This is a genomic window from Plastoroseomonas hellenica (assembly GCF_018129085.1).
In the GTDB taxonomy this organism is placed as follows: Bacteria; Pseudomonadota; Alphaproteobacteria; order Acetobacterales; family Acetobacteraceae; genus Plastoroseomonas; species Plastoroseomonas hellenica.
Map to the genome: position 1 here is coordinate 124045 of NZ_JAAGBB010000010.1, position 17964 is coordinate 142008.

The window sequence follows — 17964 nt, forward strand, 5'->3', positions numbered from 1 at the left end:
TTCAAGCCGAACCTGCTGTGCTCCTCGCCGCTTCAACGTGACCTTAGCCGCGGGTGGAGCGCCAAGGAGTGGCGCAATCGGCCGCATAGGCCAGCGCAGCGGCCCGCGTTGCGGCAACCTGCGCCGAGCGCGCAACGTTACCCCCGGCCATCTCCAAGGCTGTGCCGGTGCCGACGCTCGACCAACTCCTGGTGTTCTCCATCCTCGGCATCGCCCTCGCCCTCTTCGTCTGGGACAGGTTCCGCTACGACCTCGTCGCGCTGCTGGCGCTGGTGGCCGCACTCGCCTGCGGCGTCGTGCCGGTGGCGGATGCCTTCAAGGGCTTCAGCGACCAGGTCGTCGTCATCGTCGCCTCCGCGCTCGTCATCAGCGCCGGCATCGGGAAATCCGGGCTGATCGGCCGCGCCGTCCGCCATGCGGAACCCTGGCTCACCAGCACCGGCGCGCGGGTCGCGGCGCTGACCGCCGGCGTGACCGTGCTCTCGGCGCTGATGAAGAACATCGGCGCGCTGGCGATCTTCCTGCCCATGGCCGTCCAGGTCGCCCGCCGCAGCGATACGCCGGTCGCCGCGCTGCTCATGCCCATGGCCTTCGGCTCGCTGGTCGGCGGCCTCGTCACCCTGGTCGGCACCTCGCCCAATATCCTGGTCTCCCGCGTGCGGCAGGAGATCACCGGCGAACCCTTCGCGATGTTCGATTTCGCGCCGGTCGGCCTCGCCATCGCCGCCGCTGCTCTCCTGTTCCTCGCCTTCGGCTGGCGCCTGCTGCCGCGCGACCGGCAAGGCCAGCCGAGCGCCGCCGAAGCCTTCGAAGTCGGGCCCTACATGTCCGAAGCGCGGGTGCCCGAAGGCAGCCCGATGGCCGGCAAGACCGTGGCGGAGCTGGAAGCGCTGGCGGAAGGCGAGATCGTCGCCGTCGCGCTGCTGCGCGAAGGCGGGCGTCGCTACGCGCCGAGCGGGGCCTGGCGGCTCTTCGCGGGGGACACCCTCATCCTTCAAGGCGACCCGCATCGCCTGACCGATCTCGTCGCGGAAGCGAAGCTCGAACTGGCCGGCGCCAACCAAGGCCCGGCCAAGGACCTGCCGACCGAGGAGGTCGGCCTGGTCGAAGCGGTGGTGATGCCCGAATCCGCCCTGGTCGGCCGCACCGCCAGCGAGCTGCGCCTGCGCGAAGCGCATGGGCTGAACCTGCTGGCCGTGGCGCGGCGCGGGGAGAGGATCGGCGCCCGGCTGCGCCAGGTGCGCATCCGGGCGGGCGACGTGCTCGCGCTCCAAGGTCCGGCCGGGTCGATGACGGAAGCGCTGCGCGCGCTGGAATGCCTGCCGCTGGTCGATCGCGGCACCGGCCTCGGCCAGAAGCGGCGGGACATCCTGCCGCTGGTGCTGCTCGCGGCGACCATGGCGCTGGTCGGCTTCGGCATCCTGCCAGTCGCACCCGCCTTCTTCGGCGCCGCGGTGCTCACCGTGCTCTGCGGCGTGCTGACCCTCCAGGAAGCCTATGAGGCGATCGATGCCCCGATCCTGGTGCTGCTCGCCTGCCTGATCCCGGTCAGCGACGCGGTCGCCGGCACCGGCGGCGCGCAGCTCATCGCCGGCGGCCTGGCACAGGTGGCGGGCCAGCTTCCGGCAGCCGGCGCCCTGGCGCTGGTGATCGTCGTCGCCATGGCGCTGACGCCCTTCCTCAACAACGCCGCGACGGCGCTGATCATGGCGCCGATCGCCGCCGACCTCGCGGTGCGGATCGGGCTGAAGCCCGATCCCTTCCTGATGGCGGTCGCGATCGGCTGCGCCTGCGATTTCCTCACGCCGATCGGGCACCAGTGCAACACGCTGGTGCTGGGTCCCGGCGGCTACCGCTTCGGCGACTACTGGCGCCTCGGCCTGCCGCTCTCGGTCATCGTGGTCGCGGTCGCGACCCTCATGATCCCGATCGTCTGGCCGCTCCGCTAGCTGCTGCCGCCCTCGACGATGGCGCGGATTTGGAAGGCAGAACACTCATGCGGCCACTATGAAAAGTCGGCCGGGGCTTGGGCGCGCCCCGCTTCAGTCAGGAGGGGCGTCTGGCTCGACCCGCGCCCAGTCGGCTTGCGAGCACCGCGCCCGCGGGGCCGCTACCCACAGTGACGACGTCGAAAGTGCTGTTCAAAGTTGGCCCGGGGCCATGACAATCGTCCGCCTCTCGAGGTCACCAGCCTGAAATTCGCGGCGATCAAGCGTTGAAGGCACCGCGAAGGAACCGCGCGGTGCGATCGAGCGCGGCGCGGCTGCTTTCGAGATGTGCCACGTCGAGCTGGAAGACGTGATGCATGCCTTCCCAAACCTCGCAACGGACACGAACGCCGGCTTGCGCGGCGCGCTTGGCGAATTGCCGAGCGTCGTCGAGCAGGCGCTCGTCGGTCCCGACCTGGATCAGGAGCGGCGGCAATCCCCGGAACTCCCCGAAGAGCGGCGACGCAAGCGGATCGGTCGGGCCGACGTTCCCCAGGTACTTTCGAGCGCAATCCTGCAGGTAGTCATGGGTGATCAGCGGGTCTGTCACTGCCGAATCTGTCATTGACGCGCCCGTGAAGGCTAGGTCGGCCCAGGGCGAGAAAACCACCCCGGCGATCGGCGCCGGACCTACGGTGCGCCTGCCAAGTTCCGCGAGGGTGACCAGCGTCAGGCCGCCGCCCGCTGAATCGCCGACGACTGCGATCTGGTTGCAGCGCTGATTGACCAACCACCGCCACGCGGTGAGAGCGGCCACGGGCGCTGCCGGCAGCGACGCTTCCGGGGCCAGCGGATAGTCAATGGCGAGGGCCGGCACCTGTGTGCGGCTGACGATCTGACTGACGAAGCCGCGATAGGCCCGGGCAGACCCGAGCCCATATCCGCCGCCATGGATGTAGAGGATCGCCTGAGCCGGATGGGCGTGTGTGGGCCGCACCCACCATCCCCGGACGCCATCCTCCTCGACCGCATCGAGCGTCACCTCTGTCGCCAGAGGCGTTGCGGCGATGAACGCGTCGTAGATCACCCGAGGCTCTCCGCTCGCCGATTTCCAAAAGCTGGCAAAGCGTTCGCGCAGTGCGGCTTCGCGTGCGCGCTCATCGGCCGTGATCCTGATGACCTCGGTTTCGGCTGGGTCAGTGTTGAGGTCTTCGAAAAGCGACATGGCTGTTCTCCGCTCCGGGCCGCGCGATCAGGCGCGGTGCGTTCTTTGCCAGGGAGCTCGCACAGCCGTTTGGCAAGCTCCGCCTCGGCTCGGCGCTCGGACCGTGCGCGGCGAGACTTCCATGGCCCAGCGCTGCCTCAGCCGAAGCGGCGCTCCGCTTAGCCGGCCAGCGTTTGCCGAACCTCGCCCGCCGTTGACATCACCAGTGGCCATGCTTGGGGTCTGCAGCGCATGCGTGCGCGCCCCATCCTCCGGCCGTTCCTCGTGGGTAGCGCCGCTAGCGAGCGCCAGCCAGTACAGGTCGCTCGGCCTCAGGGCGACGCTATGGCCGAGCGTGTCGCGGTCCACGAAAGCGCCCTCCGAATCCTCGAATATCGCCGTGACGGCCGAGATGGAGGTGTGGAGATGCGGCTCGAAGAGCGGAGCTGTAATCACGCAGTGGTCCACCATCAACAACGGATGCGGCCTCCGCCGAAAATCGTCTCGGGGAAATCTCTTGCGGATAAGAACCACCGTGCTTTGCGCGGTGCGGGCGCACAATACGTCAAGCTCTGCATGGCGGAAGGCCTGATTTCCTCATCTCTACTGCCGCGTGCGTCGCTCGGAACCACGGGTGACGCCTCGCTTGCTGACAATGTATTGGCCGAGAGCAAAGCTCGAAAAGGTGGCAGTTCCCGGACGCAGCGTTCGGGCTGTTGGACAAGCTGCGAAGAGCCACCGACCGCGCAGGCCGTCCCGTGCGACTAAAGGCGGAGCTGGGGGCGAGCCGGCTGATAACTACATCAAGACGGTCTTCGGGAATTCCGCCGCCAGATGATCGAGGAAGGCGCGCACGGAGGGGAGCAGGCCCTGCCGGTAAGGAATGAGCGCGGTGAGCGTGGAATCGCCGGCGAGCCAGTCCGGGAGCACGCGCCGCAGGGCGCCAGACCTGACCGCCGCGCGGCAGATGTAGCCCGGCAGCGCGACCACCCCGAGGCCTTTGATCGCCGATTGCTGCAGTCCAATCATGTCGTCGCTGAGCAGCCTCGGGATAAGCGGCATAACGACTTCATCCCGCGCCTGGCGCGCGTGGCGAAGCCGCCAGACTGGAGCAATGCCGGTCCGCATCATGAAAAGCGAGGGATGGCTTTGCAGGTCCTGAGGACTCTCAGGCGTGCCGTGGGCTTCTAGATACGCCGATCCAGCGAAGAGATACCAAGGCGCTGGCGCCAGAGTCCGCTGGACGAGGTTCGAATCGGGGAGCGGATCCGAATGCGCGCGAACGGCAAGGTCGTAATTCTCGCCGACGATATCGACCGTGCGATCGGTCGCATGCGCGACGATGTTCACCTTCGGGTACTGGACGAGAAAATCGGCGATGATGTCGGACATAGCAAACTGCATCGTCGCTACGCCGGAGGTGCATCGCACCGTGCCGATCGGATCCGTTAGCCGGTGACGGATCGTCGTCTCCGCTCGCTCGGCCTCGCGCAGCATCGCCACGGCATGGCTATAGAAGTCTTCGCCTGCATCCGTCATCCCGAAGCGGCGTGATGTCCGGTTGAGCAGCCGGACGCCGAGGTTGTTCTCGAGCTCCTGGATGCGGTGGCTGAGCGTCGATTTCGAGATGCGCAGGCTGCGGCCCGCGGCCGTGAAACCTCCGCGGTCGACCACCTGCACGAAATAGAAGAAATCATTCAGATCCAGCATGCGCGATCCCATCGTCCAATCCGTCGGACGCTGAGTTGCCGTTTTGCGGGCTTTTTGCACCGGCAGTCCAGCGGCTAATCCTCCGTCGCGTCGAAGAACGGGCGCGCGCCGACCGCTCAAGTGGGAAGGGAACCGCGGAAAGAAGACGGTCAAGTCCGATCCGCCGGGGCCCTGGCGCGGCTGCTGAATACTTCTCCTCCCGCTCTTCTCGGCCGAACGCAATTCCATTCCACAGGAGGTCGCAATGGCCAACCGCGCCTATGAACCGCTCACCACTGCCAACACCGCGGTCGTTCTCGTCGACCATCAGATCGGCCTGATGACCGGGGTCCGGGACTATTCGACCGGAGAGCTGAAGCACAACGTGGTGGCGCTCGCCAAAGCGGCCAAAGCACTCGATCTGCCGATCGTCGTCACCACAACGGCGCGCGACAGCATGTGGGGCCCGACGTTCCCCGAGCTCGTCGACGCCCTCCCCGGCATCGAGATCATCGATCGTTCGACGGTGAACGCCTATGACGATGCGCGTGTCGCGAACGCTATCGAGGCGACCAGCCGCAAGAAGCTGATCTTCGCCGGCATCTCGCTCGAGGTCTGCGCCGCCTTCCCAGCCATGACCGCCGCGGCACGTGGGCTAGACGCGTATGTGGCAGTCGACGCATCGGGCACATTCAGCGAGACCAAGCGCCAGGTCGGGCTGCTGCGTATGCAGCAGGCCGGCGTCATCCTGTCCGACTACGCGACACTGATGGTCGAAATGCTCAAGGACAACGGGCGGCCGGAGGCCGGCGCCGTTTACGACGCGCTTGACATGCCCTGGGCCACGCTCGTCGGCCAGATCGCCAGGGCGCACGGCAAGTAAGCGGCCATTGATCGGCTCGGCCCTGCGGCCGGAGGGCCGAGCTGAGTGACCTTTCGTCTCTGGCTGGATGACAATGCGGCAGAGTGCGCGCAGGTGCTTCGTCCGTGAAGGGGTGACCATGCTTAAAGCCAGGGGACTGCAAGCTTTGCCACGCGTGCCGGCATCCTTCTTCGCGATGGTGCTCGGGCTCGCCGGGCTCGCCAGCGACTGGCGGGGGGCGCACGAAGTCTGGGCGCTCCCGGCGGCAATTGGGGAAGCGCTTTACGCCGTCGCGTTTCTCACCTGGCTCGCCGTCGCAATTCTTTATGCGCTCAAATGGGCTGCCGTTCCGGCGCTGGCAAAGGAGGAGGCCGGACACGCCGTCCAATGCTGCTTCATTGGCCTGGGCGGCGTCGCGACGCTGCTCATAGCCCAGGGAGCGCTGCCATATTCCCGCACGGCCGCCGTCGCGCTGTTCCTGCTCGGCGCCGGATTTACGGTTGCTTTCGGCCTGTGGCGCACGGGCATCCTTTGGCGCGGTGATCGTGATCCAGCCAGCAATACCCCCGTTCTGTATCTGCCGACGGTCGCTGGCGGGTTCGTGACGGGCACCGTAGCCACCGCACTCGGCTGGCGGCATTGGGGGGAGCTGGCGTTTGGGGCGGGCTTCTTCGCCTGGCTGGCGATCGAATCCGTCTTGCTGCACCGGCTCTACACGGCATCGCCCTTGGCACCGCCGCTCCGGCCCACGCTGGGCATTCAGCTCGCACCGCCTGCGGTCGGCGCGGTGTGCTACGTTTCGATCAGCGGCGGCCCTGCCGATGTGTTTGCGCACATGCTCATCGGCTACGCGCTGCTTCAGGGGCTGCTGCTGGCGCGCATGGGCCGCTGGATCGCCGAGCAGCCTTTCGGGCCATCCTATTGGGCCTTCACCTTCGGCGCGACGGCACTGGCCGGCGCGGCGATTCGGCTGTCGACCGACAGCCAGGCGAATGCGCTTGCGTCTATCGCCCCCTCTCTGTTCGCTCTCGCGAACCTCATCGTTCTCGGCGTCGCCGCGGGCACCATACGGCTCCTCCTGCTGGGTAGGCTGCTGCCGCCGGCGCCATCGGCCGACCCTGGAGCCGCAGCATCCCCCTGACTTCAAGGTAAGCCAGACCATACAGTCGCGGGCCTGACCAAGGCCGACCTGGTCACGGTTTGGCTGCGCCCTGGGCAGCGCCAGACCTCCTCCTGGATCTCCTGGCAGAGGCGCTGCTGATCGGCGAGTCAGGTGCCTCGAACCAGGCGTTGCGCACCGTCTGCAGCCGCGCGGTTTTCCCAGCCGCTTCAGCTCGCCTGGCCGTTGCGGCGCATCGGCTGGTGAAAGCGCACGCGCAGCTGGTGGACGCTGGATGGACGGCCGAAGCGGCGTGCTGGGCCCATGCCGTCGCAAGGCTTTCCAGCTCACCGAAGTCGCGCGGGCAGGCCGCTCAGGAGGCGGTGACCGACCTGTAGCGGCGGGTGCTGGTGCGCCAGGGGAGACTTGGCAGGCTGAAAGGACCCCTGCCGGTCAGGTGCAGAGGCTCATAGCCGCTTGCATGACGGCGGCGACTGCATAGGGCTGACGAGCAGGGGCAGCAGCGAGGCCGGCTTTTCAGACTCTGCGTCAGGCCTGCACACGTTGCCCTACGCTCATGCTTATCAGCCGGATTTTTTCTGAGGACCCTTCAATTCAGTGGTACGGACGGCATTCGACCGTCCGAAAGTAGTAGGGAATTGCGATGGCAACCAGTGCGGCGCCCGCAGACATTGTGACGTACGAACTTGCAGCAGACATTCGGAATTTTCTGCGGAGTCGCCCCACGCCCATAGAAGCCGAAGTGGGATTGGCCGACATTCTCCGCCATCTCGCCTCCCATCGTTTCTCCGCTGTCTTAAACAGTGACATTGCCGCTGCGATTTGCTTCGGAGAGGACGCGGGATGGTGGGAGATCATTGTGGCCGAGCGCTGCCTCGTATGGACTGCATTGGGCGCACGCGACGACGCCTAGTGGCCGTCCTCGGAATCGCCCGCGGGCACCCGATCGCGCGAGCGCCTTTCAGGCGGCCAGTAGCGGTGCCGCGAGCGTCCGCGGGCCATGCCCCTGTAAGGGAGATGCCTGAAAGCTGTGGGCACGCGTCGAACGCCGGGTAGGCGCTTGGCCGTCGGGCTCTTGCCGCCCAAGCGAAAAGTCAAGTACGGCGGCGCCATCCCGGCGGCAAGCCCTTGCGGTTTGTATACGAGGGACCATGTCTGGACACAGACTAGAAGTACGAACTGTCAGGGGTTGAGTTGCACGGAGAAGCTGCGCTTCGCGAGTGCCGTGCCTTTCTCCACCGTCTTCGAAAGCGAACAACTGAATCTCGCGCCTTCGACACAGAGCTTCTGTCGACAGCGGCGGAACGCCTCGCTACCTCGTGGCATCTTCTGCACACGACGCGTCCGGTGTCCCCTGCTGATCCATGGCTCCAGCACAACCCTCTCCGCACAGCGCAAGCCATGCTCCTTGGCGCGCTGCTGCGGACAGCAGAGGGTGCTGGCGGGACGCCTGAGGAAGGCCGCTGGGAAATGCAAGCGGTGCCTTCCAGACCTTCCACAGTAGGCATAGACGCGGACGCTGCGCAGATGCGGCTTTAGGCCGGGCTCATGGGAGGTGCAGCGGTATTGCGTCGGGGTGTGCGGGAAGTCCGGCCGTCGTGGTGCGCGGCCAAGTCCGCGGCAATCCCGGCGTCGGTGGGACGGATGCGGCGCATCGGTGCGTTCCACCACCAGCCCTGGAGAACGCCTTGATTGATGCCCGCCATCACCTCCGGGCCGGAGAATTCCGGCAGCCCCCTCAGGACGTCGTCGAGCTCCACATTCTCGCCCGGGACCGCTCCAACGGTTCCCAGATGATTCCGAATTCGGATTGCCACGTCCGACGCCGAGTTGCGGGATGCCACAGGTAAGCCCTGCATGACACGTTCCTCTGGCGGAAGCTGAACGAGCTGCCCTTGCTGGCGAGGTGCCATCTTCCGCGTGTTTCGCCGCGCAACCAACGGTCGCGCGACCAGCAAGTTGCGTCGGCGTCGGCGACTGCGCTCGGATTGAAGCATGCGGGCGGAGGGACGGCGTTTCGGCACGAGCAACTTGGCCGGCGAGTATGCGGTCGTCTCCCCGTGCGCGCCGACGTGGCTATTTGGGGTCGCACAAAAGCTCGTTGAGACGTTTGGCACCGCGTTTCGAGATGCGGTGGACGGCGCTTCTCGCCCCGCCATTTTACTGAGGGATGCGATAGTCGGCTCGGGCAATGGTGCGCCGCCCTGGCGCTGCAGCGCGGGGTGCGGTGGTCGGATCTGAGAGGATCATCGGGCGCCGGCGATGCGGATTTGCTCGGAACGGAGCGCCCTGAGGCCGCCCGCGGCTTGGTGGTCATTTTGCAATCTCGGCGCAGGCCCGAATGGCGCGCTCCTCACGCGCTGCCGGAGCTGGCGGCGCGGCCCGGCGCGCACAAGGCGCTCCCCCGATAATCCACCGTTTGTTTGGTGTCGCGCCAGAAGCAGTTCCAGGATATCGGCGCCGGTCACGCATGTGGGCGGCCGGGCATAGATTAGGCGCGCATGCCGCAGTCATCGGTTCCACATAGCCCCCGAGCGCGAGCGCAGCGCATCAGTGCGAGGGGCGTGACGTGACACCGCGCGCCGCGAGCGCCATGCGCAGGCAGGCCATGCCGCAGACATGTTCGGCCCAGCGCGCTTAATCCGCCGGCGTCGCACCACCTGCCTCCGCAACGCCGGATCGGCGGCGCCGGTGACGAAGGCGCCGACCAGCTCCGGGCTTCCGGTTGCGCGAAACAGGGCGGCGACGGGCTTATCGCCCTGGCAGGCTACGGTCGGCACGGCAGCGGGTGAGCGGTAGCGACTCGCCGGCCAGGATTCGGGTGACGCGGCGGGTGACGCGGTCGGCCTCCAGGGTCACGCAGGCGCAGCCGTAGCCGTATGATCCGTTGGTGGCGACCCAGCCCGCCGCCGTCATGTCGCGCATGCCCTCCATGCCTTCCGGGGGCTCCATGCCCTGGCTCAAAAGCACCCATTGGCCGTCACGGTCGGTCAGCCAGTGGTTGCCGGGGGTCGGATTGTCGTACCAGCCGCAGCGCCGCTCGGCGGCCTCCGCTGCTGCGGTCAGCAGGAGCAGGGGCAGGGTGAGCCGCAGGGCATGGATCACGATGGTCGCTCCTCAGGATCGGCCTATAGCATCGCCATATCGCCGAGGTGGCGCAGCGTACCGGCATCGGCGGCGCGCATAACGAATCCCATGGTTCCGCCGAAGCACTCGGGGGGGCATCGCTTCAGCGGCAGGCACGCGCCCGGGAGAATAGCGCGTGGCTTGCGGCAGGTGTGGAAAGTCGGCGTGACAACCTTGACCGATCCCGGGCCGGGCAGAGGCGAGTGGCGCTGCGATGATCGAGAAACATCGCAGAGCAGTCTCTCCGGCTCAGTGGTCTTCCGCGCCGCGCGATTGGATCAGAGCTGATCGCCGGAGGCGAAATCGCCCGCGCCGTGAATCTGGCCGCCAACGCAAAGCACTGGAGCGTCGTGGCGCCGGAGGCGGAGCCGTTTCCGCCAACCTAGCGCGGCCTCGAGGACCGTCCGGCGCCCTCGTTCCCCCGCAAGCAGTTCTTGCCGGCGCCGGCGGCCGGCGGATTCAGGAAGCGCTCGTCTGTCGAGCTGCCGCTTCGGTCCCGGCAGGTCCGGGCGATGGGTGACAGGACCGCCGACCCCGATGGGCATGCCCGCTGCCTTCATCGGCAGCTTCGGCACAGCCAACTCTGGCTGGCCGATGAGCTGGGCCCTGCTGCATCGCACGAACCCGCAGCCGGTGGTCGCCGCGGCGACGATACTCATCGGCATCGCGAATGAGACCACTGACCGGGTGGGCGCGTGGCGGTGGCAAGCGCCGCGCCGCTATGCCGCACGGAGCTAGCGTGTCCCAGACGACAGGGGATGACGTCGGATCGCACCTCCCAAACCGGATTGCAGTCATCGCTCTGGCCGGCCTCGGGCGCGCGCGCGGCAACCTCCCGACGCCCCCGGTGTTCCTGGGCTGCCCAATGCGAGCCCGCCCCCATGCAGCTCTTCAAGTGTCAGAACTGCGCTCAGGTGCTCTATTTCGAGAACACCCGCTGCGAGAGATGCGCGTGCGCGCTCGGCTATCTGCCCGAGCGCGGCGCGCTGAGCGCCGTCGAGCCTGACGGCGAGACCTGGCGGGCCATGGCCGATCCGGGTGCCTCCTACCGCTTTTGCGTCAATTGGGAGAAGCGCGCCTGCAACTGGATGGTCGAGGCGGGCGCGATCGAGTGCCTCTGCCTTGCTTGCCGGCATAATCGGGTGATCCCCGACCTTTCCGATCCCGAGCGCCTCGCCCTCTGGCGGAAGGTGGAGGAGGCGAAGCGTCGGCTGTTCTATTCCCTGCTCAAGCTACGACTTCCGACGCCATCGCCCGACAGCGGTGATGCAGAGCCTCTTGTCTTTGACATTCTGGCGGACCCGCCCGATCGCAGTGCGCCCAAAGTGATGACGGGGCACGACAATGGGGTGATCACCTTCTCACTGACGGAGGCCGGCGACGCCGAGCGGGAACGAGTCCGAACGGCGATGGGAGAGCCATACCGGACCCTGCTCGGCCATTTCCGCCATGAGGTTGGCCATTACTACTGGGATCGGCTGATCCGCGATCGAGGTCGGCTCGATGAGTTTCGACATCTGTTCGGCGACGAGCGAGCAGACTACGGCGAGGCGCTTCAGCGCCACCACCAGACGGGGCCGACGGCGGACTGGCAGGATCGGTTCGTCAGCGCCTATGCGACGATGCATCCGTGGGAGGACTGGGCGGAGAGCTGGGCGCACTACCTGCACATCGTCGATACGCTGGAGATGGCCGGCGCCTTCGGAGTGCGGATCAGCCCGGAGGTCGCCGAAGCGCCTGCGATGGAGACGGAGGTCGACTTTGATCCGCACCGGGCGCGCGGCTTTCAGACATTGATCGATGCCTGGCTGCCGCTGACATATGCGGTGAACTGCCTGAACCGTTCCATGGGGCAGCCGGACCTTTATCCGTTCGTGCTTCCTCCAGCGGCGATAGCAAAGCTCGAATACATTCACACCGTGGTCCGCGAGCAGCGATGAGCGTGGCCAGAGGCACCCGTCCGGGCACAGCCGTCGGGGCGACGGCGCCGGCATGTTTGTCGCCCGCGTCGGGGACACGTGTCCTGAGGTTCCCCAGGCCTGCACTGGTGGTCGCCCCTTCATGTCGGAGCTCGATGCAATGAATGTCACACCCGTGCTGAAGCAGGCTGTCCGCGAGGGCAGCCCGCATCCCCTGGGCGCCACGTGGGATGGCGGGGGAACGAACTTCGCCTTGTTCTCGGCCAATGCCACAAAGGTGGAAGTCTGCCTGTTCGACGGCGGCGGGAAGACCGAGATCGGGCGCTTCACCCTGCCGGAGTATACGGACGAGGTGTTCCACGGCTATGTGCCGGAAGTCGGCCCTGGCGCTTACTACGGCTTCCGCGTCCACGGACCCTATGAGCCGGACCAGGGCCATCGCTTCAATCCGAACAAGCTGCTGCTCGATCCCTACGCCCGCGCCCACGCCGGTGGGATCACGTGGGATCCGGCTGTCTTCGGTTATACGATCGGCGCAGAGGGCGACGACCTCAGCTTCGACGAGCGTGACAGCGCACCTTTCATGCCGAAGTGCGTCGTGGTCGACCCGGAATTCGACTGGAAGGGAGAGCCCAGCCGGGCCGCCATTCCCTGGCCACGCACGGTCTTCTATGAGACCCACGTCAAGGGCTTCACCAAGCTGCATCCTGGGGTGCCGGAGCCACTGCGCGGCACCTATGCGGGCCTCGGCACCAAGGCTGTGATCGACCACATCAAGTCGATCGGTGTCACCTCGGTGGAGCTGCTGCCGATCCACACCTTCCTCGATGATGACTACCTGCTCGAGAAGGGCCTCCGCAATTACTGGGGGTACAATTCCATCGGCTTCTTCGCCCCCGATCCCCGCTACGCGGCTGACGTGCCGAACAGCCTGCGGGAGTTCAAGGAGATGGTGGCGCGCTTCCACGATGCCGGGCTCGAGGTGATCCTCGACGTGGTGTACAACCACACGGCCGAGGGCAACGAGCGCGGCGCCACGCTCAGCTTCAAGGGCATCGACAACGCCAGCTACTACCGCCTGCTGCCGGAGCAGAAGCGCTACTACATCAACGACACCGGCACCGGAAACACGGTGAACCTCTCCCACCCGCGCGTCATACAGATGGTGACCGACAGCCTGCGTTACTGGGTGAGCGAGATGCATGTCGATGGCTTCCGCTTCGACCTCGGCACCATTCTGGCGCGCGAGCCGGACGGCTTTGACACGCAGTCCGGCTTCCTCAAGGCCTGCCAGCAGGATCCGCTGCTGCGGATCGTGAAGCTGGTGGCGGAGCCATGGGATTGCGGACCGGGCGGCTACCAGGTGGGCGGATTTCCCCCGGGCTGGGCGGAGTGGAATGACACCTTCCGGGATACGACGCGGGCCTTTTGGAAAGGCGATGCACTGCCGTCCGAGCTGGCGCCGCGGCTCACCGGCTCGGGCGACAAGTTCAACCATCGTGGCCGCAAGCCCTGGGCGAGCGTGAACTTCATCACGGCGCATGACGGCTTCACGCTGAATGACACCGTCACCTACAACGACAAGCACAACGAGGCCAATGGCGAGGGCAACAAGGACGGCCATTCCGACAACCGGTCCTGGAATTGCGGGTTCGAGGGTCCGACCGACGACCCCACGATCAACGCACTTCGCGAGCGGCAGATCCGCAACATGCTCTCGACTCTGCTTTTGGCCCAGGGCACGCCGATGTTGCTGGCTGGCGATGAATTTGGCCGCACGCAGAACGGCAACAACAACGCCTATTGCCAGGACAACGAGATCAGCTGGTTCAACTGGGACATTGGCGCGAAGGGCCAGGCGCTGATCCGCTTCGTGCAGAAGCTTACCGCACTGCGTCAGGAATATGCCGTGCTCCGCCGGTCGCGCTTCTTCACCGGCGAGCACAATGCCGACCTCGATGTGAAAGACGTCACCTGGATGAGCGCCGACGGCACCGAGCTGTCGCAGGATGCATGGAACGATGGGGCGATGCGCTGCTTCGGCATGATGGTGGATGGCCGGGCTCAGGCGACCGGGATCGTCCGCCGTGGGATGGATGCGACGCTGCTGCTGGTGGTGAACGCCCATCATGATGGGGTCGAGGTAAAGCTGCCGCCCTCCCCCGGCGGTACAGGCTGGGTGCTCCGGCTCGATACCAATGACCCAGCAGCGGATGGCGCAGCATTCGAGTTCGGCGGCTCCTATGTGGCGACCGGGCGGTCGCTGTTGCTCTTCGCCCTCACTCCGGGCAGCAGCTGACCCGCGCGCCTGCGGGCGCGCCCTCGCCTCCGACTTCGGCTTGCCAGGAATGTGCCGCTGCCGGCCGCGCTTCGCGGTGGTCGGTTCCTGGCGCTCCGCAGGGCGCTCAAGATGTGCCCTGCGGACATTGGCCGAAGGAGCTCGGGGCATTCCGCCTCTGGTGTGGGCCGCGCCATGGTGCGACATGCGGTGGCGCGCCTTATTGCTTGCGCGCTATGTGGCCGACGAGACTGTGGTCAGCCCTTATCGCTATACGGTGAGCAACTTGAGCAATACAGCCCCTCACCTCCCTGTTCTTCCGATTGACCTCGGAAAATACTGAGGACGACGTGCAACGTCCTGCGCCGCCGGCTGTTTGGCGTCTGCCTCCCAGCTCCACAGGTCTCCCGTGCCACCTTCCGCTGACTCCACCGCTAACTCGGGCGTCGACCACCACAGAGCTGCTGAGGCATGGCCGGCCGGGCTGGAGGAGATTGCGAAGGCCGCGCTGCCAGAGTTTTTGCTGCGTCAGCGCTGGTACCCGGCCAAGGACGCTGGGCACCCGGCGGTCACCCTCTCGGCCCTCATCCCCTTCGCGGTTCCCGGTGATGTCCCGGCTGCCATCGCCGTCTGGCGCGCGACCCCGCCCGATCGGGAGCCGATCGCGCTGTTCGTGCCACTCGCCGTGGTGTCGGCGGATGATGCTGCGTCGACGCAGGTGATCGCCCGCGTGCCGGCCGACGGTGGGCAGATCGCCGGCGAGCTGCGGCTGGTTGAAGCCTTTTCCGTGGATGCATTTGTCCGTGCGTGGATCGAGGCAGGGCTAAGCGGCAGCGGGGATGCCGCCGGCCCGGTACGGCTGCGCGCCGGGCGAACGGAGCGTCTCGCGCGCGCCCGACTGGATGCGCCGGGCGGCTGGGCCGTTCGCCGCGGGAGCGCGGAGCAATCGAACACCTCGATCCGGATCGGTGAGACTGCGATCCTGAAGGTGATTCGCAAGCTGGAGCAAGGCGTTCATCCGGAGTTGGAGGTCGGACGCTTTCTCACCACAGAGGCCGGATTTTCCGCCACACCGGACACGCTCGGCTGGGTGGAGCTTGACGGCTCCGCCGGCGCCGGGCCCCTCACCCTGTCGGTCCTGCAGTCCTTTGTTCCCAATGAGGGCGATGGCTGGGCCTGGCTCGTCGAGCGCCTTGGCCGCGCGATGGCCATGGATGGTGATGGCGGAGGCATGCTGCGGGAGGCGACCGCGTGGCTTGAGCGGCTTGGCCGGAGGACGGCCGAGATGCACCGCGCGTTCTGCGTTGAGACCACTGACCCGGCCTTTCAGCCGGAGCCGGTGCAAGCGGCGGACGTCGGCGGCTGGATCGCGGCCGCGGCGGCGATGGCCGGTCGTGCCCTCGACGGCCTCGCCGCGGGAAGGTCGCAGCTCGCTGGAGAGGTGCGGCACCTCGCCGACGCTCTGCTGGGGCGCCGAGATGAGGTCCTGGAGCGCTTGCACGCAACGCTGCGTGACGTGCCGGCATTTTCGAAGACGCGGCATCACGGGGACTACCACCTTGGTCAGGTCCTGGTCACCGACGGCGACGCCGTGATCGTCGACTTCGAGGGGGAGCCGCTGCGGCCCTTGGCGGAGCGGCGCGCCAAGCACGCCGCGTTGCGCGACGTGTCCGGCATGCTGCGCTCCATCGCCTACGCCGCCGCGGCGGCTGGTCGCGCATTGCCGGCGCATCAGCGCGTGGCAGCTGAGTCGCGTCTCGCGGCCTGGGAGGCTGCGGCGGTGCGAGCGTATCTCGAGGCATACCTCGCGGTGGCGCGCAGCGCTGCCAGTTGTCCCGACGACCGCGCGCAGGCCGAACGAGTGGTTCGCTTTTTCATGCTGGAGAAGGCGCTTTATGAGATTGCCTACGAGCTTGCCAACCGGCCGGACTGGGTCGGCATCCCGCTGCGCGGCGTTCTCGCCTTGCTCGATGGCGACACGGTGGTGATGACGACACGTGCGCACCGCATGCCCTTCGGCGCCGAGATCCTGCCGGACGGATGCGTGCGGTTCCGGCTCTGGGCACCACCTCATGCAGAGATCGGCCTGGAGCTCGACGGCGCGGATCCGGTGCGCATGCAGCCAGCCGGCGAAGGCTGGCACGAGCTGGTGACGAGGCAGGCGCGCGCGGGCACGCGCTACCGGTTTGTTTTGCCGGGCGGGCTGCGCGTCCCTGATCCCGCCTCGCGTTATCAGCCGGAAGATGTGCATGGCCCCAGTGAGGTGGTGGATCCGGCCACGCACGTCTGGCGCGACACGAGCTGGACGGGGAGACCGTGGGAAGAGGCGGTCGTCTACGAGCTGCATGTCGGCGCCTTCACCGCAGAGGGGACCTTTGCCGCGGTCATCAGCAAACTCGATCATCTGGTCGCGCTCGGCGTCACCGCCATTCAGCTGATGCCGGTCTCCGATTTTCCAGGACGGCGGAACTGGGGCTACGACGGCGTGCTCCCCTATGCGCCGGATGGAAGCTATGGGCGGCCGGACGACCTCAAGGCGCTGGTTGGAGCCGCTCATGCCCGCGGTCTGATGGTCTTGCTCGACGTCGTCTACAACCACTTCGGACCAGAGGGCGCCTACCTTCACGCGATCGCGCCGCAGAGTTTCACCGATCGGCACAAGACCCCCTGGGGGGCCGCGATCAACACGGACGCCGTCGGCGCCGGCCCGGTCCGGGAGTATCTCGTCCACAATGCGCTTTACTGGATCGAGGAGTTCCATCTCGACGGTCTACGGCTGGATGCGGTGCATGCCATCCTCGATGATGGCCCGAAGCACCTGCTGGAGGAATTGGCAGAGCGCGTTCGGGCATCCGCACCTGGGCGGCAGGTTCATCTGATCCTGGAAAATGAGGAGAACGAGGCGCATCGCCTGGTCCGCGCGTATGGTCATCCGCGGTGGTATACTGCGCAGTGGAACGACGATGTTCACCACGTGCTGCACACCGCAGCGAGTGGCGAAACGCAGGGCTACTATGCCGACTATCACGGCGATACGGAGAAGCTCGGCCGGGCGCTCGGTGAGGGATTTGCCTTTCAGGGCGAGCTGATGCCGTTCCGGGGCCATCCGCGCGGAGAACCGAGTGCCCATCTTCCGCCAAGTGCCTTCGTCGCCTTCATCCAAAACCACGACCAGGTCGGCAATCGCGCCTTCGGCGACCGGCTGACCGCCTTCGCGGCGGCGGAGGCGGTGCGGGCAGTCGCAGCGGTGTACCTGCTGCTGCCGCAAGTCCCGATGCTGTTCATGGGTGAGGAATGGGCTGCGGCACAGCCCTTCCCATTCTTCTGCGACTTCGGACCGGACTTGGCCGAGGCCGTTCGCAAAGGGCGGCGCGAAGAATTCGCGCGGTTCCCGGAGTTCCATGACCCCGCGACCCGAGAGCACATCCCGGATCCGACCGCACCGGAAACGTTCGTCGCAGCCAAGCTCCGCTGGGACGACATCCAGCAACCTGGGCATGGTGACTGGCTCGCCTGGTACCGCGCAATACTCGCCATGCGGCAAGCGGAGCTTGTCCCGCTCATCGCGCGTATCGGCTGCGGCGGCCGCCACGAGGTGGTTGGCGATTCAGCGGTCGTCCTGCGTTGGCCGCTGAATGATGGTGCCTCGGCGCTGGTGCTTGCTGCCAACCTGTCGAACATGTCGGTGCAAGGCTTCCCCCCGGCCGCCGGCCACATCCTTTGGTGCGAGGGCAAGGTGGCCGAAGGCGGCGCATTCGGTCCTTGGACTGTTCGCTGGTCCGTCGAGGGAGTTCCGGCGGAATGAGCGGGGAGAGGTCGGCCAGTCCGGCTTTGGAGC

Annotated in this window: 12 protein-coding genes; 7 read left to right on the forward strand and 5 right to left on the reverse strand. The window is 66.8% G+C overall.

Annotated elements, in window-relative coordinates; all coding sequences use genetic code 11:
* Positions 1–167: 167 nt before the first annotated feature.
* A complete protein-coding gene (locus GXW71_RS10415; protein WP_211852426.1) occupies positions 168–1949 on the forward strand; it encodes an SLC13 family permease in 1782 nt (593 codons plus the stop codon).
* A gap of 259 nt (positions 1950–2208) precedes the next feature.
* Here GXW71_RS10415 and GXW71_RS10420 read toward each other — a convergent pair whose 3' ends face one another.
* The 3 genes from GXW71_RS10420 to GXW71_RS10430 form a co-directional block, all read right to left on the reverse strand.
* Positions 2209–3153 (reverse strand): alpha/beta hydrolase, encoded by a 945-nt coding sequence (locus GXW71_RS10420; protein ID WP_211852427.1) that lies wholly within the window; start codon positions 3151–3153, stop codon positions 2209–2211.
* A gap of 27 nt (positions 3154–3180) precedes the next feature.
* On the reverse strand, positions 3181–3603 hold the full coding sequence (locus tag GXW71_RS35420) for a pirin family protein (protein ID WP_367617283.1): 423 nt from the start codon (positions 3601–3603) through the stop codon (positions 3181–3183).
* 327 nt (positions 3604–3930) lie between these two features.
* Positions 3931–4842, reverse strand: a complete 912-nt coding sequence (locus GXW71_RS10430; protein WP_211852429.1) for a LysR substrate-binding domain-containing protein — start codon at positions 4840–4842, stop codon at positions 3931–3933.
* Between the two features lie 244 nt (positions 4843–5086).
* Here GXW71_RS10430 and GXW71_RS10435 point away from each other — a divergent pair, with 244 nt between their 5' ends.
* Together GXW71_RS10435 and tehA are read left to right on the forward strand one after the other, a co-directional pair.
* Positions 5087–5704 (forward strand): isochorismatase family protein, encoded by a 618-nt coding sequence (locus GXW71_RS10435; RefSeq protein WP_211852430.1) that lies wholly within the window; start codon positions 5087–5089, stop codon positions 5702–5704.
* Positions 5705–5822: 118 nt separating this feature from the next.
* Complete coding sequence (gene tehA / locus GXW71_RS10440; protein WP_211852431.1) at positions 5823–6824, forward strand: dicarboxylate transporter/tellurite-resistance protein TehA; 1002 nt, start codon at positions 5823–5825, stop codon at positions 6822–6824.
* Positions 6825–8338: 1514 nt separating this feature from the next.
* On the opposite strand, the gene GXW71_RS10445 is transcribed toward tehA, so the two are convergent.
* Positions 8339–8563 carry a hypothetical protein gene (locus tag GXW71_RS10445; protein ID WP_211852432.1) on the reverse strand — a complete coding sequence of 75 codons (225 nt, stop codon included), beginning with the start codon at positions 8561–8563 and terminating at the stop codon, positions 8339–8341.
* A gap of 991 nt (positions 8564–9554) precedes the next feature.
* Complete coding sequence (locus GXW71_RS10450) at positions 9555–9908, reverse strand: DUF4087 domain-containing protein (protein WP_211852433.1); 354 nt, start codon at positions 9906–9908, stop codon at positions 9555–9557.
* Between the two features lie 558 nt (positions 9909–10466).
* Between GXW71_RS10450 and GXW71_RS10455 the strand changes: the two genes are divergently transcribed.
* From GXW71_RS10455 to treZ, 4 genes are all read left to right on the forward strand, one after another.
* On the forward strand, positions 10467–10667 hold the full coding sequence (locus GXW71_RS10455) for a hypothetical protein (protein ID WP_211852434.1): 201 nt from the start codon (positions 10467–10469) through the stop codon (positions 10665–10667).
* 143 nt (positions 10668–10810) lie between these two features.
* Positions 10811–11869, forward strand: coding sequence for a zinc-binding metallopeptidase family protein (locus GXW71_RS10460; protein WP_211852435.1), 1059 nt, complete (start codon positions 10811–10813; stop codon positions 11867–11869).
* Positions 11870–12008: 139 nt separating this feature from the next.
* Positions 12009–14147: a glycogen debranching protein GlgX gene (gene glgX, locus GXW71_RS10465; RefSeq protein WP_211852436.1), complete on the forward strand. Its 2139-nt coding sequence runs from the start codon at positions 12009–12011 to the stop codon at positions 14145–14147.
* Between the two features lie 388 nt (positions 14148–14535).
* Positions 14536–17931 (forward strand): malto-oligosyltrehalose trehalohydrolase, encoded by a 3396-nt coding sequence (gene treZ, locus GXW71_RS10470; RefSeq protein ID WP_211852437.1) that lies wholly within the window; start codon positions 14536–14538, stop codon positions 17929–17931.
* Positions 17932–17964: the final 33 nt, after the last annotated feature.

Excerpts from the sequence above, each read along its gene's own strand:
- GXW71_RS10435 (WP_211852430.1), top strand. The coding sequence starts at position 5,087 with ATGGCCAACCGCGCCTATGAACCGCTCACCACTGCCAACACCGCGGTC.
- tehA (WP_211852431.1), top strand. The coding sequence starts at position 5,823 with ATGCTTAAAGCCAGGGGACTGCAAGCTTTGCCACGCGTGCCGGCATCC.
- GXW71_RS10430 (WP_211852429.1), bottom strand. The coding sequence starts at position 4,842 with ATGCTGGATCTGAATGATTTCTTCTATTTCGTGCAGGTGGTCGACCGC.
- GXW71_RS35420 (WP_367617283.1), bottom strand. The coding sequence starts at position 3,603 with ATGGTGGACCACTGCGTGATTACAGCTCCGCTCTTCGAGCCGCATCTC.
- GXW71_RS10455 (WP_211852434.1), top strand. The coding sequence starts at position 10,467 with ATGGGCATGCCCGCTGCCTTCATCGGCAGCTTCGGCACAGCCAACTCT.
- GXW71_RS10460 (WP_211852435.1), top strand. The coding sequence starts at position 10,811 with ATGCAGCTCTTCAAGTGTCAGAACTGCGCTCAGGTGCTCTATTTCGAG.
- GXW71_RS10420 (WP_211852427.1), bottom strand. The coding sequence starts at position 3,153 with ATGTCGCTTTTCGAAGACCTCAACACTGACCCAGCCGAAACCGAGGTC.
- glgX (WP_211852436.1), top strand. The coding sequence starts at position 12,009 with ATGAATGTCACACCCGTGCTGAAGCAGGCTGTCCGCGAGGGCAGCCCG.